Source organism: Photobacterium sp. WH24, from assembly GCF_019204055.1.
Taxonomy (GTDB): domain Bacteria; phylum Pseudomonadota; class Gammaproteobacteria; order Enterobacterales; family Vibrionaceae; genus Photobacterium; species Photobacterium arenosum.
In genome coordinates, this window is record NZ_JAGSOZ010000003.1 from 21,033 (window position 1) to 43,218 (window position 22,186).

At 44.5% G+C, this 22,186-nt stretch carries 18 protein-coding genes and 1 other RNA gene; 3 read left to right on the top strand and 16 right to left on the bottom strand.

Annotated features, from left to right (window positions below; genetic code table 11):
- Positions 1-51: 51 nt before the first annotated feature.
- Positions 52-291: a hypothetical protein gene (locus tag KCG43_RS04815; protein ID WP_192014777.1), complete on the bottom strand. Its 240-nt coding sequence runs from the start codon at positions 289-291 to the stop codon at positions 52-54.
- A 78-nt stretch (positions 292-369) separates the two neighbouring features.
- Here KCG43_RS04815 and KCG43_RS04820 point away from each other — a divergent pair, with 78 nt between their 5' ends.
- Positions 370-1,248: a LysR family transcriptional regulator gene (locus tag KCG43_RS04820; protein WP_192014776.1), complete on the top strand. Its 879-nt coding sequence runs from the start codon at positions 370-372 to the stop codon at positions 1,246-1,248.
- A 187-nt stretch (positions 1,249-1,435) separates the two neighbouring features.
- Here the strand turns inward: KCG43_RS04820 and KCG43_RS04825 are convergent, their stop codons facing one another.
- From KCG43_RS04825 to KCG43_RS04855, 7 genes are all read right to left on the bottom strand, one after another.
- Positions 1,436-1,855: a hypothetical protein gene (locus KCG43_RS04825; protein ID WP_218383647.1), complete on the bottom strand. Its 420-nt coding sequence runs from the start codon at positions 1,853-1,855 to the stop codon at positions 1,436-1,438.
- 178 nt (positions 1,856-2,033) lie between these two features.
- Positions 2,034-3,398, bottom strand: coding sequence for a TrkH family potassium uptake protein (locus KCG43_RS04830; RefSeq protein WP_218383653.1), 1,365 nt, complete (start codon positions 3,396-3,398; stop codon positions 2,034-2,036).
- Between the two features lies 1 nt (position 3,399).
- Positions 3,400-4,053 carry a TrkA family potassium uptake protein gene (locus KCG43_RS04835; protein ID WP_027252715.1) on the bottom strand — a complete coding sequence of 218 codons (654 nt, stop codon included), beginning with the start codon at positions 4,051-4,053 and terminating at the stop codon, positions 3,400-3,402.
- 86 nt (positions 4,054-4,139) lie between these two features.
- Positions 4,140-4,838 carry a response regulator transcription factor gene (locus KCG43_RS04840; RefSeq protein ID WP_218383654.1) on the bottom strand — a complete coding sequence of 233 codons (699 nt, stop codon included), beginning with the start codon at positions 4,836-4,838 and terminating at the stop codon, positions 4,140-4,142.
- Positions 4,835-5,884, bottom strand: coding sequence for a DUF4118 domain-containing protein (locus KCG43_RS04845; RefSeq protein WP_218383656.1), 1,050 nt, complete (start codon positions 5,882-5,884; stop codon positions 4,835-4,837). Before KCG43_RS04845 ends, KCG43_RS04840 begins: the two co-directional genes overlap by 4 nt.
- Positions 5,885-6,038: 154 nt before the next feature.
- Positions 6,039-7,403 carry a Na+/H+ antiporter NhaA gene (gene nhaA, locus KCG43_RS04850; protein ID WP_218383657.1) on the bottom strand — a complete coding sequence of 455 codons (1,365 nt, stop codon included), beginning with the start codon at positions 7,401-7,403 and terminating at the stop codon, positions 6,039-6,041.
- Between the two features lie 770 nt (positions 7,404-8,173).
- Positions 8,174-9,124, bottom strand: coding sequence for a LysR family transcriptional regulator (locus tag KCG43_RS04855; protein WP_218383658.1), 951 nt, complete (start codon positions 9,122-9,124; stop codon positions 8,174-8,176).
- A gap of 61 nt (positions 9,125-9,185) precedes the next feature.
- Here KCG43_RS04855 and KCG43_RS04860 point away from each other — a divergent pair, with 61 nt between their 5' ends.
- Both KCG43_RS04860 and KCG43_RS04865 read left to right on the top strand, forming a co-directional pair.
- Positions 9,186-9,377, top strand: a complete 192-nt coding sequence (locus tag KCG43_RS04860) for a hypothetical protein (protein ID WP_218383898.1) — start codon at positions 9,186-9,188, stop codon at positions 9,375-9,377.
- Complete coding sequence (locus tag KCG43_RS04865) at positions 9,374-10,573, top strand: MFS transporter (RefSeq protein WP_192014772.1); 1,200 nt, start codon at positions 9,374-9,376, stop codon at positions 10,571-10,573. Before KCG43_RS04860 ends, KCG43_RS04865 begins: the two co-directional genes overlap by 4 nt.
- A gap of 313 nt (positions 10,574-10,886) precedes the next feature.
- Here KCG43_RS04865 and KCG43_RS04870 read toward each other — a convergent pair whose 3' ends face one another.
- The 8 genes from KCG43_RS04870 to KCG43_RS04905 all read right to left on the bottom strand — a co-directional run bounded on the left by KCG43_RS04870 (position 10,887) and on the right by KCG43_RS04905 (position 22,167).
- On the bottom strand, positions 10,887-12,017 hold the full coding sequence (locus KCG43_RS04870) for a hypothetical protein (RefSeq protein ID WP_218383660.1): 1,131 nt from the start codon (positions 12,015-12,017) through the stop codon (positions 10,887-10,889).
- A 300-nt stretch (positions 12,018-12,317) separates the two neighbouring features.
- The gene (locus KCG43_RS04875) at positions 12,318-12,494 is read right to left on the bottom strand and encodes a hypothetical protein (RefSeq protein WP_192014770.1); all 177 of its coding nucleotides are present in this window, start codon (positions 12,492-12,494) and stop codon (positions 12,318-12,320) included.
- Positions 12,495-12,632: 138 nt separating this feature from the next.
- A complete protein-coding gene (locus tag KCG43_RS04880; protein WP_218383662.1) occupies positions 12,633-15,779 on the bottom strand; it encodes a lantibiotic dehydratase in 3,147 nt (1,048 codons plus the stop codon).
- A gap of 122 nt (positions 15,780-15,901) precedes the next feature.
- Entirely contained in the window at positions 15,902-17,107 is a 1,206-nt protein-coding gene (locus KCG43_RS04885) for a lanthionine synthetase LanC family protein (protein WP_218383664.1), read from the bottom strand.
- A 26-nt stretch (positions 17,108-17,133) separates the two neighbouring features.
- Complete coding sequence (locus tag KCG43_RS04890) at positions 17,134-19,245, bottom strand: peptidase domain-containing ABC transporter (RefSeq protein WP_218383666.1); 2,112 nt, start codon at positions 19,243-19,245, stop codon at positions 17,134-17,136.
- A gap of 48 nt (positions 19,246-19,293) precedes the next feature.
- Positions 19,294-20,535 (bottom strand): HlyD family secretion protein, encoded by a 1,242-nt coding sequence (locus KCG43_RS04895; protein ID WP_218383668.1) that lies wholly within the window; start codon positions 20,533-20,535, stop codon positions 19,294-19,296.
- 652 nt (positions 20,536-21,187) lie between these two features.
- Positions 21,188-21,284, bottom strand: an RNA gene (gene ffs / locus KCG43_RS04900) — signal recognition particle sRNA small type.
- Positions 21,285-21,435: 151 nt separating this feature from the next.
- A complete protein-coding gene (locus KCG43_RS04905; protein ID WP_218383670.1) occupies positions 21,436-22,167 on the bottom strand; it encodes a hypothetical protein in 732 nt (243 codons plus the stop codon).
- Positions 22,168-22,186 lie beyond the last annotated feature (19 nt).

Here is a 22,186-nt window from a genome sequence, read left to right on the forward strand (position 1 = left end):
ACCGCAACGTCTGGCACCTTTTGATGAATTCTGGTATTCATCCAATAAAAACTAACATACCAATACCTTTTTCTGCTGAAATGCAGTGGAAACATCCTTCCATTCATAACGATGCTGATAACACGCTCTTGCATTCTCTGCGTTGTTTGCCTCAATTAATACAGGCGCTAATACAAACCCCTGCCTGAATAAGCTAAAGATGATATCCGATGCGTTTTCTGCATGGATCTCTTCAAAAACCAGCACTTCTTCTTTCACCAGCACACAATATTGCATATAAAACCCATTCATCAGTGTTCGATATCAGAATTATCTACGTTTATGCTATAGTGCATAGTGATTTTATTTTAATGGCGATAACTTAAAGTTATGAAGGTTAATCCAAAACATTTACGCTCTATTGAAATCCTTGCAAAAGTGAAGAGCTTCAGGGTTGCATCACAGATACTTTGTATTTCTCAACCTGCACTGTCAAAACAGATTAAAAATTTTGAAGATGCCTATGAGATTGAAATGTTTGTCAGAGATAGCCAGGGCGTGGTCCTGTCAGATACAGGTAAACTCGTCATTAATGAAATCACAGCGTTAAATCGGCATATTAAGAAAACAGATGAATTGATATCCAGCATCTCACAGAATAACCTGACACCTTTATCTATTGGTTTTGGTAAATCAAGTAATGACTTCCTGCCGGTTTTTATTCGTGACTTCCAGAAGAAACACAGTAACATTTCTATTTCCCTGTCAGATATATGCTCACAAGATCAAGAAGATCAATTACTTTCAGGTTCCTTAGACATTGGCTTCATGAGAAAACCAGCCTCGCAGTCACTCGGCAGTATTCGTGTTTCAAGTGATGAATTTGTTCTAGCTGTTTCAAAAAGCCAGTATGACAGTGATCATATTGACTTCTATTTACAGAAATATAATTTGCTGATGATGAGTAATCACAGTAAATCTCAGATCAATTTGAATACTATGTCTCTGTTAAAAAACAGAACATACAAGATCACCAATATTTCAGCAGATTTGCAAACCATTATTACATTGATCTTATCCAATACAGGTGTTGCTATTTTACCGAAAAAATCAATTCTCGGAATTTATGACGCCATTCAATTAATCCCGTTTCCAAAAGAAACAAGCTGGGATATTCATATGGTATGGAATCCAAACAGGCTATCCCGATCGGTCGAGCTTTTCATTGAGCACGTCAAAGACCAAATATCAACACCTGCTTCTGCATAACGCCAGAAATGTATGATGTATTGTCCTACCTTGTTGAAACTCGCGCCATGCATAGTGAACCCTGGCAGTCAGATGAGTAGCAATACTTAAAGCATCAGCCGTGAGCGCTGGTGTTGATATTCAGGATCACTACCCATCGACAGTAAGATACCTTTAGCAATATACCTTTGATAATACTGCCATCAATCTAAGAGGAGGTCTTCTTTGGTACCTCAGCAAGCATAAAGGTTAACTCATCCACTGAGCCGACCGGATAGGACAACATTTCTTCAGCATGGATAACCTGACCAGTTTGCTCTGAAACAAACCTGGCGAGCTGTTCTGGCTGAATCTGCCCATCGACTGTCCTTAGCCTGTTCAGTTCTTCTTCATTTAAAGTTTTGGCTGTTCCCGGCAAGTAAATCGTGCCGTAATACAAATCCACCCCGAAAGCGATCAACCCGGGCACAACAAATAAGAGCAAGCCCGCCGCATCCAAAACGGCAATAGCCGGATCCACCTGACCGCCCCGCTGACCTTTTCGTTCAGGGTGTAGCAACACACCGCACCCCGAAAGCTGAATCGTTAATATCACCGTCAAACTTAACCCCAACAACTGATGCTTCATTTGGTCTCCTTACCCCAGTCGGCTCGAAAAATGTGTTGTCACTTTTTTATGATGACTACGTCTAATTATGGCGATAAATGAGCAAGTTGCAGAAAATGTTGGGGATATTTGCCCATCAACGCCTGACCAATGTACTGGCTGGAATGCGTTAACCGTTTCCCGGCCAGCACAAATCACACTAGCCGATAGCCAGTTTGGTTTCAGGGTAGCGAATTTTTTTCTTTCTGGGGCTGGCTAAAAAGTATGCCAGCGTCAGTGGACCTAACCTGCCCATGAACATCACAAAGATAATGATAAATTCGCCAGCGACGGAAAGATTACCGGTTAGCCCTCTGGACAGGCCCACCGTTCCCAGCGCAGACACGGCTTCAAAGACAATATCCAGCATGGGCGCGTTTTCACTGAGTAACAGGGCAAAAATGGCCAGCCAGGTTACACCGGCAGAGATTAAGGTCAGCGCCAGCGCCTTGCTGATGGTTTCTTTGGTGATTTCGCGTTTAAACACATCAACCGCTTCATCGCGCCGTAAATAGGCGTATGTCGCTAGAATGAGCACGATAAAAGTCACCACTTTGATCCCGCTTGCCGTGCTTAGCGAACCGCCACCAATGAACATCAGCATGAGCAGAATCGAGGTAGTCGCATCTTCTAGCTGATCAATGGCCAGAGTATTGAAACCTGCCGTACGCGGCGTCACCGCCTGAAACCAGGATGCCAGCCACTTGCCGGATTCACTCAAAGGGGCCAGCGTATTCGGGTTGTCATACTCAATCAGATAAATGGCGATTAATGCCACCAGATTAATGATGACTGTGCCTGATATCATCATCCGGCTGTACACCGTCAGGCGTGACCAGCAGCGATGGCGCTTGAGATCCATCCAGACCGAAAAGCCCAGGCCGCCAATAATGAACAAGCCGGTAATCGTGATATTCACAACAGGATCATCCACATAGGGCATTAAACTGTCTGCACTTAACGCAAAACCGGCATTATTGAAGGCGCTGATGGTATAGAAAAACCCGTGAAACAAGCTCGTCTGCCAGCCTAACTCCTCCTGCCAGTACAGGGTTAACACAGCGATACCTATCAGTTCGACGACCAAAGCAAACCCCAGTACGGATTTGGCGGTGGTGGCCAGCGTCGATGAGTCGGTCTGGTTAAAGGCTTCCCGGGCGACCGTGCGTTCTAAAAAGCCGATTTTCCCACCCAGCGCAATTAAGGTCACTATCGCAAAGGTCATTAAACCAAGCCCTCCGCACTGAATAAGCAGGGCAATCACAGTTTGGCCAAATGGCGTAAACACAGTGCCGGTATCAACCACTACCAGTCCGGTGACCGTTACCGCCGAGGTTGCCGTAAACAGGCTTTGCACCCAGCTGATAGGCTCGTGAGTGGCAATGGGCAGTTTCAGCAGCCCGGCACCAATAAGAATTAACAGTAAAAAGCTGCCACTAAGTATGAAGGGCGGTGCGCCCAGCAGCTTTTTCCCCGCCTTGGGTTTACGCTCAATGGGAGAGACGGACGGATGCCACAACACCATGTTACACCAACCTTGGCGCGATATACTTCAGCTCCGCCCGGGTGCCACAGAGCAGGAGTATATCGTTTTCTTTAAGTAAGAAGTTCGCGTTAATGTCGGTGAACACATCCTGTTCCCGCTTAATCAGAACAGCCTGCACACTGCCTCTGGCATCGCCTAGCACCCGGGATACCGGTGCATCATGCAGCGCAGGTTTCACATGAATTTCCACCACGTATAAGCCATGCCCGATCGCCAGATAGTTATTGACCATAGGATAATTGAGCGACTGGGCAACGCGGATCCCCATCTCTTCTTCCGGATGAATAATGCGCTGTACACCCAGTTTCGACACTATGGTGTGATGCGCTTTGGTACTCGCTTTGACCCAGATTTCCTTCACCCCGAGGTTCTTCAGCGCCAAAGTACACAGCAGGCTCGATTGCATATCTTCGCCGATAGCCACCAGCACAGCTTCACTGTTTGCCAGGTCCAGTTCCCTTAACGCACTTTCATCGGAGGAGTCGCATATCACAGCTTGCGTGAGCTCTTCGACATACTTCTCGACAATCTTCGGGTCTCTGTCTACCCCTGTCACCGTGTGCCCTAGGTGGATCAATTCCAGGCTGGCAGCCACACCAAAGCGCCCTAAGCCAATGACTGTAAAATGTGCCATTACAATACCTTAGTTATTTTTTCCAAAAATGAAGGAGTAAGTTCGCCAATTCCGCAAAGCAAGCGAAATGGCAGAAATGTCAGCGATTAACCGCTATCGGATTGGCCAAGAACCAAACGATAACCCAGCCCGGATTCCGTTTTGATCAACTGTTGCTCGTCTGCACTGTCATTGAGTTTCTTGCGCAGCTGGCTGACCAAAATGCGCAGATAATGTGTGTCATCGCGATGGCTTTTACCCCAAATCACATCGAGCAGATACGATTGTTTCACCAGTTTGCCCGGTTGCAGAATAAGCTGTTCAACAAAGGCAAATTCCTTCTTTGTTAACGGTATTTCGTGACTGTCCAGCCAGAATTGATGGGTGCTTTTTACTATTTTCAGCCTGCCGCAGAGAATTTCATCATTGGTAACCTGATCATCGACCAAATCTCTGACCAGCACTTTGATACGCGCGATCAGCTCCTTGATGCCAAAGGGTTTGCTCAGATAATCGTTCGCTCCGGCTTCGAGTAAACGGATCTTTTCTTCTTCCTGATCGCGGGCAGTCAGAATCAGTACCGGGGTTTTATGTGTTTGCCGAAGGCTGGCCAAAAAAGCCGCGCCATCGCCATCAGGCAGACCGAGATCCAGAACGACCACATGAGGAGTATGGGCCTGAAAACACGCTGTGGCGGACTGAATACTGTCAGCCCCAAGATAGTCAAATCCCTCAGCGGCAAGCGAAATTCGAATAAAGGTGTGGATCTGAGGCTCGTCATCCACCACTAAAATTTTATAGCTCACGATTTTTCACCTTGAGGACTGCTTGAGGGCTGATCGATCGGTAAGCGGATTCGGATCAGGCATCCTTCCGACACAGGTACAGACTCAATCAGCCCCTGGTGGGCGGTAATAATGCCTTTCGCGACAGCCAGACCTAAGCCAGATCCTGAATCTGCCGTTTTCTTGGTAGCGCTTGAATAAAAGAGATCGAAGATCCGCGCCGCTTCATCGCTCTTGATGCCGACGCCTTTGTCCTGAATATCAATCACAATATAAGCCGATTCCTGAAACAGCGTGACCACCACGGATTGATGTTTTGGTGAAAAACGTAATGCATTATCCAATACATTAAACAGGGCTTGTTCAATAAGTACGCCGCTCACCAAAATGCGGGATAACTGGCCTTGTACCTGCACCCTGAACCTGTTCCTGGCTTCAGGTAATCGCAAAATAGCCTGATGGACAATATCAGCGAGGGACTCATCATTTCTGGTTATTTTCAGCGCGCCATGTTGCAGCTTGGTCGCTTGCAAAAGATTCTCAATATACTGATGCAAACGATGGCTTTCTGCTGTGGCGCTGTTAAGCAATTCACTTTTTTCACCCTCACTGAGTTTGGGCATATATTCATTAAGCGTTGTGAGCGTACCGATAATGGTCGCTAAAGGCGTTCTGAGATCATGGGAAACCGAGAGCAAAATACTGTTGCGCAGTTTGGCTTTTTTCAATTCATCCTGCTGGCGACGGTAATGCTCTGCAAGCTGGCTGGTTGTCAGTGCCACGATAATAAAAACAACCAGATTAATAATATCCTCCGCATGGAACATCTGAAGTGAATAACGGGGTGTGGTAAACAAGAAATTGAAACTCAAGGCTTCTATCACCGCGAAACCGTAAGCAAAACGCGCCGTACATTGTAACGCCACCACCACAACAGCAAGTTGTAAAATCAGCAGAACCGCTATCGTAGAGCCCAGCGCCAGATCAATCAGCCACGAGGCCAGCAGCGCACTCGCCAACACCATGAAAGAAAAAAGAAAATAGCTGTTTCGCCAGTGAGCAAACATAGTTCAGAGTCAATCAACAATCAGTGGGGACACTCTAGCAAATGGCCCCTGAGAGTTCGCGTAAAAAAAGCGTAAAAAGATCGCATTCAGGCTTAGCGATATTGTTTCTCGAAATACAGTGGATTTCGGTTCATAAGCAGAGCAGGTTCATTATTTAACGCGATGCTTTCCCCTTCTTGCGCAAGCCGTCACGCTTAATGAGCCAACTGAGCAGTATGATTCCCGCCAGAGCAGAGAATAAAGAAGCGGATAAAATACCAAGCTTTGCAACATCCACCAGCGCGGGACTCAAGGCCAGATGAGCAATAAACAGCGACATAGTGAACCCGATCCCGGCAAGCATCCCCCCTGCCGCAAGATAGAGCCAGGACAAATCAGGCGGCCGCACTGCCAGTTTGGTATACGTTGCCAGCCCGCTGAATAAAATAATACCGACGGGCTTGCCAATGACAAGACCGGCAAAAATAGCCATATACAACGAGCCGGACTGCTCTGAAAAAGAAATGACAACACCAGCATTGGCAAAGGCAAAAAGCGGCATGATGACAAAACCGACCCAGGGGTGCAGCAGCATTTCCAACCGCTCCAGCGGGGAAAGGGCCTCACGCGCCGCCGCTTCTGCGGTCTTTAAGATTTGGCGATCGTTCACATTCACATCATGCTGGTTTGCCAAAGGCAAGGGCACGACACATTCCATAATTGTCAACAAACGCTCTTCGTTGACCCACCGGCCTGTAGGCGTCATCAGCCCCAGGATCACGCCAGTGACAGTTGGATGCACGCCTGACGCATCTACCGCCAGCCAGATAAGGCCACCCATTAACGAATACACAGCGATACTGCGTATACCGAGCGCAGCCATGACCCTCACCGCAATAAACCCGATCACTGCAAGCCCAATATAATAAAAACTAATGTTTTCCCCGTAACCGACAGCCACGACTACAATGGCACCAATGTCATCAATAATCGCTAAAGAAAGCATAAATATCCGCAAACTTTTCGGAACGCGTGGCCCGAGTAAAATGAGGCAGGCAATAACAAAGGCGGTATCTGTCGCCATCACTATTCCCCAACCATTTTGCCCGGGCTGGCCCTGTAGAAAAGCCAGGTAAATTAATGCCGGAACCAGCATGCCACCGAGTGCCCCTGAAATAGACAGCATCGCTAAACGCGGGTTTTTTAATTCTCCCAGTACGATTTCACGTTTAAGTTCCAGTGCAACCAAGAAGAAAAACAATGTCATAAAAGCGTCATTGACCCATTCCTGAAGTGAACGCTCAAACTCGACTGACCCCAGTGTTATCCCTATGGATATGTCCCACAGGGACAGAAAAACCTCCCCCCAGGGGGAATTTGACAGGGCAAGAGCAACCAGAGTAAAGAAAAGCAGAACAGCACCAGCGGCAGCCTCAATGCGTAGAAATCGGGTTATCGGTTGCGTGATCCAATCGACATATTCTTTGGGCAGTTGAGTCGGATGCCCTCGCTCATGGGGCCGAAAAGCGGTTTTCTTCATGGGCTTTCCATCACAATGGGATCGCGTATAAGGAGTGTATCCTCTCAAGAAACTTAAATAAGTTACCCTAAGCGGACACTAGCAACGTGATATTGTCTGCTATCACCGCTCGGCAGACTTGCAGAGTCTTTGAAACTCATACAGACACACTGCCTGAGGCTAGTTCAACACATGGCATATCCCATATTCAGGTAAAACTACATAAAAAATAGGCTATGACCATATATGCTGCAATGTAGGCAGGAAACAGCGTTAAAGCTGAGGCGCGAACATCCGGACCGGTTGCAGGCGCTCCCGGCGCCGACAACCTGACAATTGTTCCTGAATTATCCCCTAAGTTTGTGAAGCATTGGATTCAAGTATGTTGACTAAAACGATTGGAGAAATTAGCGAATGGCATTCTGATAAGTAAAATTATTTTGAAGTTTGCAGCGTTTCTATCGCACTGTCATTGGCCTAATGACAGTGCACTGTGCCGGTACGATTATCCTTATGGCAGCACTGACCGGGTGGTGAGCTCTTTCGACAACCGCCGCCATGAGCCATTACCGTATTACTCACGAACAGGGTAACCAACAACAAAATTAGCACTCTCATTGTATTATCCTTATTATTCCAGTTGAATTTCGCAAACTCATTACCTGTTGAAGGTAAGCACAACAAGTTTAGTGGTAACAAAAACAACAATAAGCAACCAGAGTCACAAAATGAAATCAACGAAAGTAAGTGGATAAACAGAAAAATCCAACTCCCATATTAATAATCAGAACTCAGCATGCGTGCCCGCTCACCAACAGCCCTTTATTCTGAAGAACAAGATCACTCAGAAAATCGGCAACAAGCCGTACTCTTCTGGAGTGTGCCAGATCGGAATGAATCGCCAGCCAAATCGGCTGACTACACCCTATATCACTCTGGACACAAGTCAGTCCCTGCTTTTGAGCAATAAAATGAGGGAGAACGGCTATCCCCGCTCCAGCTTGAACCGCTGTTACCTGAGATGACATGCTGGTGGTGGTCAGGCGACAAGGCTTTCCACGCAACCTTTTTTCTAACCACTGTGCCGCCGGAAGGTGCTGCTGGCTCTCAGACCAGCCAATAAACTCATTATCTTCAAACGACTCACCGCCTTTCGGTGTGACTCTCTGCAGCAAATACTCTTGTGATGCATACAGGCCAAAACCGAGCTCACCTAACCGCCGGATACTCACATTGCCACGCTCCGGCCTGACCATACGTATTGCCATGTCAGCATCATATCGATGCAAGTTAACCGTTGAGACACCGGTGACAATCTCGATGGTCAGATTGGTGTGTGATGACATTAACTGAGGAAGTGCAGGAATAATAAGATGATCCGCCAGGCCTTGCGCTGTTGCCAGGCGAACATGCCCCGCCACTTCATCATTGCTGCCCTGAGCAGCCGCACCAAACGCATGGCCAGCTTGCTCTAGTGCCTCTGCCTGAGCAATCAGCATCACTCCTTCATCTGTCAGCCTGTAGCCGATTTGATCACGAATGAACAGGCTCAGTCCCAGCGCTGCCTCCAGCCGTTCTATACGACGCGATGTTGTTGCTAACCCAATTCCCAGCGCTTTTGAGGCGCCACTTAAGGTACCTGACCGGGCAATAGCCAGAAAAATCCTGGCATCATCCCAGTTCAACGTGTTATGCCTTCCCCTTTTTCCTATATCGGAAATTGGACTACCATATTTTGCCATACAAACCTCCAGTTTCGGAAAGTATATTGAGAATCATAAAACGAACCAAGGAGAAATAATCATGCGAAAGCGTTTTCTGAGCCAAGGGCTTGAAGTGTCTGCGATAGGACTGAGCTGTATGGCCATGAGCGAAGTCTATGGGCCGCAAAGAGCCAGTATCACTCTGACCTCTGATGATCTGAATCCACAACAACAAGCCACAGGGGATTTTCAGCCGACAGGTGACCGTTACACCTCCGAGGAAATGGAATGAGTCAACTCATGAATACATCCAACGCTACGGGTTGGCGCAACTGGGCGGCCGTTTCCATGCTCGGGGTCGCTGCATTTACTGTGGTCACCACTGAATTAGCCCCCATTGGTATGCTGTCAGCCATTGCTGCCGATCTGGATCAGAATACCAGTGTGACTGGATTAGTTGTCACCCTGTATGCGTGGCTGGGCGCTGCAGCCGCATTATTGTCTGTGATGACTATCAGCCATTTGCCCCGCCGGCCACTGTTAGTCGGACTGATGCTCTTACTGGGAATCTCTAACGCCGTGTCGGCAGCGAGCCATAGCTTCACTGTACTTCTCATCGCCCGATTAGCGGGCGCACTCGCGCATGGTGCCTTCTGGGCGATGATTGGCACAATGGGAGCACAACTGGTCGCTTCGAACCGCGTTGGCCGGGCAACTGCAATTATCTTTGGCGGCGTCTCCACTGCCAGTGTTCTCGGAGTTCCGCTCATCAACTGGATAAGTCATGACGCCGGCTGGCGATTGTCCTTTGGTTTACTGGGGTTACTCTCTGTCGCCACCGCGCTTACCCTGGCATTCAGTCTTCCCCGTGTAGCCGGCACTGCCTCTCTGAGCCGAAACCAATTTGTTTCGGTGCTGCGCAATACAGATTTAAGACGGATATATCTGATTGCAGCATGCGGTATCGTTGCACACTTTGCTGCCTTTACCTTCATCGAAGTCCTGCTTTCCTCAGAACTGGCCATTCCTCAAAACTGGGTCGTCATCTGCCTGCTTGCCTTCGGCATTGCGGGAATACTCGGTAATTTACTGTGCGGAGTCTTCATCGATAAACACCTGAAAGCTGTGCTTAGCATCGGCCTGCTATTGGTATCCCTCTGTCTGCTGTTGATCAGCACAGTCACAGTGAAAGATGGGATTATCGCACTCTTGCTGCTCTCCGGCTGGGGCCTTGGCATCGCTATACTCTTTGTCGGAATTCAGGCCTGGATCATACGATTAGCAGGAGCTGATGCATTACCAGCTTCCGCGATTTATGCTGCTATCTTCAACGGAGCCATCGGAGCAGGTGCCATGGCAGGGGCCGGGCTATTAGATCATTGGGGGATCAGGCCACTTTATTTAACGGCTGCCATCACCACGCTGCTCAGCTTCATTCTGGTAATCATGATTCGGACCAAACCTGTGAGGCATGCAGTCACGGAGTAATCGGGGCACTTGGCAGAATTGATGGAGCTGAGGGTTTCTACAAATACATGGATGAGTGGCCAGTTCGACGAGGAGTGGTTGCTCTGATTATTACGCGTATAGTGGCAAGAGTAGAAATCCCAACACTTGAGAAAGTAGCAAGTATCAATAATTTCGCAGGTGCAGAAAAAACCACTGAATATGGCGACAGAGTACGTACTATATATGATCCGATCCACTAACCCTGGACACTGACAAAAGGTGAACCTAAGATACCTTTTGCTATTGTCAGAATCAGTTAACTCCCATTATATTTATAAAAATATTTAAAAATCTACTCGCGTATATGAATCACACCAAATGAATAAAATAATGCAATTAAAAAAGTTATCGTATCCATATTAACCTCGCCATTAAAATACTCATATAATTTTCTAATTGTAAAAGTATCTTTTTGGGAAGTAAGACACTGAAGGAAACCTATAAACTGATTTTCAGAAGACAACTTTATTTTATTCCCTCTACAAAAAACCCTTATTTTTTCCCCGTTATCCGTAAACTCTATGGAGAAATCAGGATCAAGCAGAAATACGGTGTTATTTTCAAATTCTGGAACCTCGCGTTCGATAAAAGAATATCTTAGCCCTTTTTGACTTTTATTTCTCAGACAGTGATCTTCAAGTCTTTCTGACATCCACTCAGCCAGTGTGATCTGACTGATTTCTAAACGTTCTATCACTTCGTGAACATCACCTGCAAAGCGATTGTCATTAACTGCATCATAGAGCAGGAATTGTGTTATAGCACTCTCTGGATTCTTGGAAATTGATAATGCCAGCCCAATAGAAAATGACTGAGTATTACCCACGTGATAGTAATTAGCAGGCAGAAGAAACATAGACCCTGCACTTATTTCGTATGTATCCCCGTAGGAGATCAGGTCTTCAGGTTGATAACAATTTTTTTCTGGCCCGTTTAGTTGATGGAATAATTCCGGTTCAAAGAGTGTCATCGATTTAGCCGCCGGACCAAGATGAAAGTGAACAACATGCGTATAGGGATCATCAACATGAATACCAAATGGAGTATATCCGTAATTTCCCATAAACAATGTTGCTTCAACAGAGGCGCATGAATAGCCATATCTTTCAACTAAAGGCTTGAATACTTTTGCAGCGAACCGGGAAATATCATCTGACCACTGTTGAACACCGTTAATGACGATACCGAATTTCTTCCCTTCAGAAACCCGCATAAAAAATTGTTCAATGCTTTCTGACGCTTCTCTTTCTTCTCCTATAAACCTCTTTTCCTCCGCTTGGTTTTCCTTTCCTTCAATATAAAGACGAAATTTGGAAGAGCCATTCTGACGGCTGTCTTCCTTTAAACTTGTAAGCAATGTAAAAATAACGTCTTCAGAGAGAGATTCAACATCGAATGCCTCTTTAAGCAGCAATGGTTCCATTAAGGATCCATACACCTCACCTCCATTGCTACTACCGAGACTATCAAAGCGCTCTACATGCTGAATTAAATCATTAATGAAGCCGGGGTAAACATGCAATAGCGATGAAGTATTGATCATGGTTATTGTCTCAGAAGAAGATAGATGTGAAAAAAAATCAGGCACTCTATTATTTTGAGTGCCTGACAGTAAGACATTTTAACTTTGTATACATCTGCCATAAACACAATTACAAAGCAGGAAACAGACTAATTACATAATTTAGCTCAATAGCAACTATGTCATATTCCTTTTTGGTATTTATTCACTTTCACTTGATGCTTGAACAGGCTTTGTTTTCATGCAAGACAGGCCAACTGATAAAGTTGGCCAGCCACCTGCAACTTGCTCTGCTGCTTCACGTTCAATTTCAACAGGCATGTTGTCTGCATCTTTCGATAATTTTGCGACTACAGTTTTTTTTACATTAAGTTTCATTACTTTCTCCTATTTTTTAATGCCAGCATTCAAGACTGACTTGATAGAACGTAACATATCAAGAACAGTCAAGTAGCAACAATAATATAAATTTATGCTCTATTATGCGGCTAGTCACGTAATTATGAAAATGATAAATTAGTTATTAGTCGTAAGTGTTTGTGTACTCAAGTAGTATCTTCGAAGAAAATCGTAGACTACAAACTCGTGCTGCCTATTGTAAGCCCTAAAAATTCTATTAAGTTGCATATGAAGAAGAGAAGCCAACAACTCGTCTTTCGATATTATTGTTTCATCACCACTTAAACTAAGTAACTTACTGCTGAATACTGAAACACTTTTTTCATGAGACTGGACAATTGAAAAGAGCTCAGAAGGGGGATAATTCACAGGGAAAGAGTTATCTCTAGATAAATCAGAATGAAGGAAACCAGACAATTCTCTGTACTTACGCCCCAATATTTTACGAAGCGCTGACGTTTCAGAGAATTCTTTCCCAAACGCCCTACGTAACCGACTAATTAACGAAAGTTTATCAGTTAACTCGTAACCAAATGATGAAAGTACGCTGTCTGAAATCATAATAGCAGCTCTCCAGCGTAGACTTTCTCCATGCATATCAATTTGACTTAAAACCTTAAGTGTGGTTTCTGAGCAAACCTCAAACAAGGACTCAGCAATAGCAATAGTAGCATCCCCCCCATACCTTTCTATTTCTCTCTCATAAGGTGCGACTGTGAAATGAGCAAGCTTATCAACCTCTGTTAATGAGCAAAGCACCTCTGAAACCGCGGGGAGTACTCGACTTAGCAAGGTTTTCGGTTCGCCTCTAAATCGAAGACGGAGGTGCCAATCAGGATCGCTATATCGTATGAAAAACCAATTGCTGAAAAGATTCTCTTTCTGCATTGTTTTAATAAGAGGAGATAAATGTTTAGTAAGAAGGTTCTCAACATCTGAGTTTCCTCCATAAATATGCAAAGAAAGCCATTCATTTCCTGGCATAAAACGCCTTTTCTCTTGGCTCGGCTCACTAAATGTTGCTGTCGATTCCGGCACTGAACCGACTCCCTTCTTTTCCTGATTCATGCACAAAAAATGAACTTCGTTTGCATATCTTTTAACGCTATCACTCTGCTCTTTCACGAGTGGTGAATAAATATGATTTAGAGACTCCTGAAGCTTTACGGTATCCAAACCTTGCGTTTCGCTCAAAAGAACCTGAAGACACTTAGCGCTTCTTAAGTTCAATGTCAATGCATTGTCATGTAGTGAAAATACAACATTTTCTGGCAGGTCATACTTAGAAAGAAAACGGTTAACTTGCTCAGTAAACTGAGATTTCGGCATCTTTTCTAATTCAATGAATAGTTTCCTTTGAAGGTTCCACGTTCTGGGAGATAAGATAATATTACCAAGCTTCACCCTTGGTAATACTTCCGCCACGCTCAGTGCTTTAGGCCAAATAAATTGGGGGAGTTGTATATTTTGCTGTTGGATCTGGCAGAGAAATTTATATATTCCCAAACTGTTTGCATTGAAGTTATGGGCACAAGACATTCGGGGAATCACTTCTTTACCCAACCGTTTTGACCACAGACGTACCCGATTGTTTTCAACATAAACAAAAAGCTCTTTAGGCTGGATTTGAAAATTTTCATCGAGATCCGAATCCGCCAAAAATACAATTTCATGATTCCTCAGCTTAGGGCGTGAAATAACGTTTCCAGGTCTACCATCCGGTAAATGGATCACTTCCGCAAAGATAGCTTCAGGTCGCGAATTTTCTTCTCTTTGAAGGTGCTCTCTTACTTTTTTTGTGAGATCCTTATCCAGATGACAAAAACGACCTAAAAAATTCGCTGCTGATGGACCATAGCAACCCTGAAAATGAATCAAGGTTTCCTTTTCATCTCCTGTTTCGAATAAGGAGGCCTGAACTCCAAACGAAACCGGCAACTCCGTCTTACCCGGCCTTGCACACTTTTCTAGCTCTTTCCGATCCAGGTAAATTTCTTCCTCAGCAAAGGCCCCCCTACGACATAATTTTTTCAAGAGCAGGTCATCCAACGGTGTGCTTTCTAGAGCTTTACCATTAGCTGAACTCACACTCAGGGGAATACCTGCCAATAGAGGTGATTCGTAGCCTTTCTCAGATCCAAAGGTAATCCCTGATTCATCATCTAGCACTTTATTGAGAGGGACAAAACGCCCCTCATATCGACGCTGAAATTGAGTGATAAAATTTTTGAGTGGATTCGCTGCTTCGTGCGTGACCCCTGCTAGTAATGAACATGCTGTTTCAATGGAATCAGCAATATCCCTGCTGAGGAGCTTTGATGAAAAATTACGCTCCGTATCTACCTGAATCAACTTTGTAGGATTAAGCGGAAAAGGTAATGCTTTTAGCTTATCTACCACCTCTGAATAACTTTCAGTGCTGACATGCGTTTTGGTGTCGAAATCTTGGAGGGTGTCAACTACCGAATGTAATACCGACGAGTACTTCATTAGCCCTGACATAGAGAGAGATTTCACCAAATGCGAAGATGGCTCTTCTGCTGTGAGAGGCAAAGGCATATCCAATATTAAGATCTTCTCACTAAGAAGATCTTCTACGTATTGCCTTATATCGTCCCTTGCAATTAACGGATAAGCATCTGAAAATTTATCTACTAACACATTTAAAGTTATGCCTTTATTTGTGAGCTCTAGTATGGAGTCAAGGTACTCATCTGTTTCAGCCTCACTAAGTTGGTAATTCAATGCATTACCAGATTGATAAGACTCGATATACCTCAATGTGCGGTGGCCTGAGTGATAAAGGGTAGTGTTCGATTTCACTACAGTGTGTTTTGTAATATTTTCCTCCAGGGAAAGATAATCACGTATCCCTGAAAGATATAACATATCGAGCCTGGTTTTTCGTTTATCTTCTTCCCACGGTAAGCAACACAAATCTGTTGTATGGCTAAATTCCCCTTTGCTGATACCAGCAAACAAGCCAAATGGCGTAGGGCGACAATGCATCCGTATATAGTATTTTAGCAATGCACACCCAATTTTTTTCCCTTGTTTACTGTTGGGATCTTTTTTCCATATCGGGATTCTTGACAATAATGATGGACTAGATAGATACAGTGCTTCCCTGACTTTCGGATATTCGAGCCAGTTCTCCAAAGTGTTGGTAAGTTGCTCGTCGTCACCTTCCCATGAAAAATAATCAGTCACAGGCAGACTTGGTGTTCTCATAACAAAGAAATTGTCACACTTTATTTTTTTCATATCATTGTCCATGTCTTAAATCGTCATTCCCCCCTAAGTAAACTAAGGCTAGATTGACGGTAAATCGAATGAAGAAAAGCAGCGGTGCTTAATGTGATTGATTATTGTAAAGGAAGTTCTAATTAACTGAGGAGCAAACAATCATCCCAACTGTCATCAACGCCAACTGCAGTTAGTAGACAGAGACCAATACCAGAATAGCCTTCCAAAAGTCCTGCATTTTCGATAGAAACACCCTGTTCTGATACATACTGATTGAGTCCGGATAATCCTTTTTCCCGATAAAGAGACAATGTATAGTCAAGCCAGTAGTCAGCGGCGTCATAGAACTCAGATAAACCAAATTTTTTGTACAGCTTACGATAAATATGAAACAAACCTGAACTGCCGTGGCATAATCCACCGTCATCCACACCCGATCCCTGCAATGTACGATGAGTCGAAGCCAATGCAATTTCCTTTGCACGACTCAACATTGCTTCGTCTTTCAATGCTGAAGCGGCGTTTGACAGTACCCAGGCAGCACTAAGATCACCATAACACCAACCAAGGCGTGTCTCGCATGTCTGTCCAGCATAATAACCAAAAAATGTACTGGCTTCGGGCGAGTTGTGATTAGCCAATAAACACTGGCAAGAGCGCTCTAAGATCCCTTTGATTTGCTGCCATTCGTCCCCAATTAGCGGAAGAGCAAAACTGAGTGTTGCAATAGCAGAGCCTACGCCATGCGCTACACCAAGATTAAATTCATTATCAGAGGAACAATTAAAACGTAGTGCTGATGAGACAGGTGTACTCCAGCTCAATCCGTCTTTTGTATTCACTGCACTTCTGGTTAATGTTTCAAGTATTGAACGATACGCCTTTTCGTGGGGATTATTAATAAAACGCCTGCGACAAAAAACCGCATAGCCAGCCAGACCAAATACGAGTTCATAATCACCACTCCATTGATGATCGCTAAACGTTTCAGCCAGATACAATTCGAAATCTCGATTAATCTCCTGATCATACTCTGCTTCATCAGCTTCAGCAGACAACAACTCAAGGAGCCAGCAGCACCCACTCAATCCTTTACCAAACGAGATATCCTTCAGATCACTCATTTGAGATTGAAACATATCGAACTTTTTTTCAAAGCGCGTTAGGTCGACTAAGGATTCGTTATACTTTCTCAAATTCCATTGAAAGAGCAATTGACCTGCCAATCCACGATAGAGCGATGGATCAGTGTCCGTCGCTTTTTCATTTAAGTAAGAACAAATATCATGAAGTAAGCTGTTAATAATGTTTATACGATCAGGTTCCTTCGCCCAAATTGAACTCATAGCTTGTTCTCTGGTTGTTATGTTAGTCACTGGGAGTATTCAGTAATCTTGCTGATACTTTTGTACTGAGCGGTTACTTCAAACAACTGCCCATCCCTAAGCTCCAATACTCGATCAGCCATTTGTATTGTTTCCTTGCGGTGAGCGATAAGAATGCGAGTAATGTTAAGTTCAGAAAGAGAACGATTAACGGCACTTTCTGAAGCAATATCCAAATGAGAAGTCGCTTCATCTAAGAACAGTATTTTAGGGCTGCGATATAACGCCCTCGCAAGAAGCACTCGCTGCTTTTGTCCACCCGAAAGGCTTGAGCCCAAGTCACCAACAAGCGAGTTGTACTGCATTGTCATCGCCATAATATCTTGATCAATGGCTGCCATTTTTGCGCATGCCTTAACACTATCTATATCGAGATTTGGATCAAATTGACCGATATTTTCGGCAATAGATCCCGACAACAATTCATCCGACTGCATAACGGTCGCTATTTGACGTCGATACTGAAGGTGTCCCAGTTCATCCAGGCTTTTCCCATCGACAGTTACTTCACCAGATTCAGGTTGATACAGCCCAAGCATGACTTTCATCAATGTCGTTTTTCCACCTCCTGAAGCCCCAACGATTGCCACACACTCTCCGGGCTCAAACGTTGCTCTCAGATTCTGGAATAAATAAGGCTCTCCCGAGGAATGGCGAAAAGATATATTATTGATGCTCAGCTGACCTGACATATCATGATTTTGCTTGGAGTGTAAGTGGGTTTCCTGTTCAGCTTGTGCCAAATCAGAAAGGCGTTCTAAATGTAAACCCAGCATTTTGAACTCAATGAGCTTATCGACTAGTGAAGAGAACCGCTGTATAAGTTGCATTTTATAGGCCATGAACGCCATGAACATGCCGATAGTAAAAATTTCATCTCCACCTGAAGCCATAACAAGCTGTGAGCCAAGAAAAATAACCAGAACATTTTCAACACCAAAAAGAAAATTCTTGGAAAGGTTATAGGCCAGATTTAACCGCTCTACTCGTACATTGAGGTTCAACGCCTTTGTATAATGGTTCTGCCAAAGAGCCTGTCGTTTTGCTTCAATACCAAAAAGCTTTATGGTCTGCATTGCACGCACATTTTCCATAAAGTTGGTGTTTTCAGTTGCATCAGCCACAATGGCTTCTTCGGAAATTTCATGAAGTGGTCGGTACCACAAACAACGCAATAAGAGGTATAGCAGCATAGCCGCTGATACTACCCACGCAAGTTGCGGACTATAGAGATAAATCATGACTAACGTCATCACTGCCATGATGCCATCAATAACGGCTTCCACCATAGCTGTTGTTAGCATTTGCTTTATTTGTTCCAACGACCCAAATCTGGATACGATGTCGCCCATATGGCGCTTTGAAAAAAAGCTCAAGGGTAAACGCATTAAGTGCTGGAAAAGATTGAAGGCCAGTTGCTGGTTAAGGGTCGCACCAAGGTGGATAACAACAAAGCCACGCAATGCACTGGTAGCTACATTAAGTAAAACCACTAAGCCAAAGCCCAGTGCGAGCATTGAGAGCAGGCTTTGATCAAAACTCACAATCACTTCGTCTATCGCGAGTTGCATATAATACGGGCTCGCCAAAGCAAACACCTGCAATATGCACGACAGCGCAAAAAGCTGAAAAAGAACAGGTTTTAGGCCATTTACCGAGTGAATAAACTGAGAAAGTCTCATCTTCACCCTGACATCTTGTTTTTTGAAGGCTTTTGTCGGCGTTAACTCTAGCGCTATTCCGGTAAAATGATCACTTATACTCTCCAGAGACAGAGTCCGTTTACCTATAGCAGGGTCAACAATCGTCACAGACTTATTAGATACCGATAGAAGCACCACAAAATGATTCATGTCCCAGTGAATGATACAGGGTAATTTTAAATGGCCCAGCTGTTCGAGAGTCAGTTTTAACGCTCGACCAGCTAAATTCAACTCGTCAGCAATATTAATAAGCTGTTGTAAATTAACGCCTTTTAGGGTCTGAGTATACTTGTTTCTAAGAGAATTCAAATCTGATTTATAACCATAACTGTCCGCAATCATAGCTAAACACGACAAGCCACATTCTGCAGCTTCTGACTGGAGTATTGTTTTCAATGCTTAATATTCCCTTATTAACCTTACCATGCAGATAGACCTAAAGCCCTAAAACTCCACAACTCCTCTCAAACTAAACAACGGTTCCATTAACCACTCAGCTAATGACCGTGTATCAGTAATAATGTCAGCTTCAAGTTGCATTCCTGCTTGTAAAGGCACTTCTTTTCCGTATGCCTGAACTGTTTGTTTGGCAAGCTTTGCTTTAATTCGATACATAGGTTCAGTATTCGCAATAGGAAGAGTGAATTCTCCTGGAAGAATAATATTTCCTGTCATTTCATATATTTCAGAATCCAACATGCCGAATTTTTGAAACGGAAATGCATCGAGTTTTATTCTTGCGACCTGACCTTTAGAAACAAAGCCGAAAGCACTCGTGGGAACCATCAGCTCTGCATATAAAACCGATCCTTCAGGCAAAATACTCGACATATACTGCTGTGGCCGAAGTAATTGACCTACTTTTATATCTAAACCCGTCACTCGGCCAGTTGATGAACTACGTAAAAGGATTTCACTTTTTCCGGATAATTCAGTCAAACGATTCTTTTTCTGCGACTCAGATAATAACAGGTCTTGTATTTCTTTTTCTTCTTCGAGGGGTAACTGTTCGAGTTCTATATTGAGGTTACGTATCTCCTGCTCTTGAAGTGCAACTTTTGCTTTTAGGGTGACAATATCTTGTTGTAGTGTTAGCAAAAGGTCTCTTTGACTCTCTTCATCAATGTCTGACAAGAAGCCTTTCTCTGACATCTTTTCATAATTAAAAAGTCGATTTTCAGCCATTAATTTACGCGATTCGGCCTGAATAATTTTCAGATTAATCAATTCGATCTGAGTCTGTTTCGAGTTAATCTCTTCATTGAATGCTCGTTTCCTGTTTTCGAAAAGCTTATGTGTTCGAATCTTCTGATCATTAATTATTGAAAGCTGCTTATTAATTTCTTCTGAAAGAATATCATTCAGGTCTATCCCTAAATCTGTACTGTGCTTGTATTTAAGCCTAAACAAAGGCATTCCATATTCTATGTACTGCCCTTCCTGAATAAAAACCTCTGTCACATAAACACTGCCAGGCGAGTAAGTTTTAATAACACCTTTATTCGGCAGTAAATAACCACTTACTGTTTGTTTTTTCTTATACTCTGCATTAAAAATAAAAAACATACCACTGAGGAATATTAAAACCAAAAGAAAGAAAAAAGCCCGGTGGCTTAATGGTTGAGAAAGAGTTACATCTCCCCAAAGTTTATTATATTGATGATTTACCGCTTCCCGGCGAAACATGGGCAAGATCTCTTAATTTTTAACATTCCCAATTTTTGTATTGTCACAGAAAATAACTTATCTTTCAAAGTGCTCCCAATAAAAACAAACAGCCTAGTTACATACCATATTCATAAAAATCAGAAGATTAGGCTAGGATAAACATTTAGAGCAGAATCATTAACCGATTGACTGGAATTGCAAGAACTAAATTGTTTACCTATTCTTTTGTGCCTCTGGTCTCATATTAGATAAAAGTTAAGGTTCCTAAATAGCTAGTTCTCAGAATAGTACCGTTTCATTCATATTTTAGGAGTGACTGGCTTTAGAAATTGAGTACCTCTGGTTAAGCACCAAACATGCAGCTTCAAGTTTGATCTTTGCAGAAAATGGACGACGTTATCTTATAATGATACAGCTCTTTCTTTAGTGCTGTCTTGACCACCTAAAATGCTGTTCGGGGTCATTACCACTGCACTTGGTACTTACAAATTTAAATAGTTTTTTACGCGGGAATATTCGAGCTGACGACGATACATAATGCCTAGCCCGTTTTGTTGTTAAACTACAACAAAAATAGCTTATGCACGCTTATGGTGCCAATTATGTACGCTTTTAGGGGAATTATGCAGGCTTATGGTGCAAGCAACACAAACGCCAGATGGGTGGAGACCCCCACCAGCCACATCCCGGCACACACGTCGCTCGCTGCGGCTGCTCCCTTCCAGGCCTGACCGGGTTCACGAGTTAGTGTTGCGGGAGGACCAATGGGGGCCTCCATAGATTCGATGTCTCACTGATAACCCTTTCAGGTAATTGCGAGAACGGGACGGATTATCCACTAACCCCAAAGACAATGCAAGGCATTGGCAAGCCGCGTGCTGCTGACTGCTGGATTATTACCCATCTGCCGGGTTCCCTTTATGTACTTTCGAATTCGTTGAGTAAATATTCGGCCAGCGAGGCGCTGCCCAGCACCAGCAGCCAGGCGACTAAAACGGGATTAGGCACTTCAAATTCGGGGATCACCACCAGGGTGGCAAAGGCAATCGCCGGTAATACCCAGTTGAGCCTTGTTACCCAGACAAGCTGATTCTGCTGGTACAGTGTCTGAAGTGCGACGATGACACCTATGATGCACAGTACAACCAAGGCGGCCGGTGTCAGCCCACCGAGCCATAAAGGCACTGCCAGCAGTAATGGCCAGCCATAATTCGCTTTAACCGGGCGCCAGTAGCGAGCGGCAAGCCAGATGAAACAGACCGCCAGCACCTGCAGCAAGGTATACGCGGCCTGGCCTGCCAGTTTTTCTTCGCCCTGCAAGGCCAGTAAGCCGGCATCCATGGCGATCACCACAGCAAAGAGTAACGCCGCAACCTGCCAGTTGCCCCGGGGCGAGAAAGAGACAGTCAGGACAGGGAGCATCATCAGCAGGCTCACCGAGAGGGCGAGCGGCTGAAAAGGCAATACGGCGCCAAACATGCCGATACCCATTAACAGCATCACAGCGGACACGCCGCCTTGCGGCAACAGCCACAGTGCGGGGATGGCCACCGCAAGCACAGTTAAATGATGCTGTGCGAGCCCAAGGGCGCTGACCCCGACAATGGTCAGTAACATGCTCATGACAGCCAGGATTGTGGTATATAACATTTGCACCTCCCTGCACAAA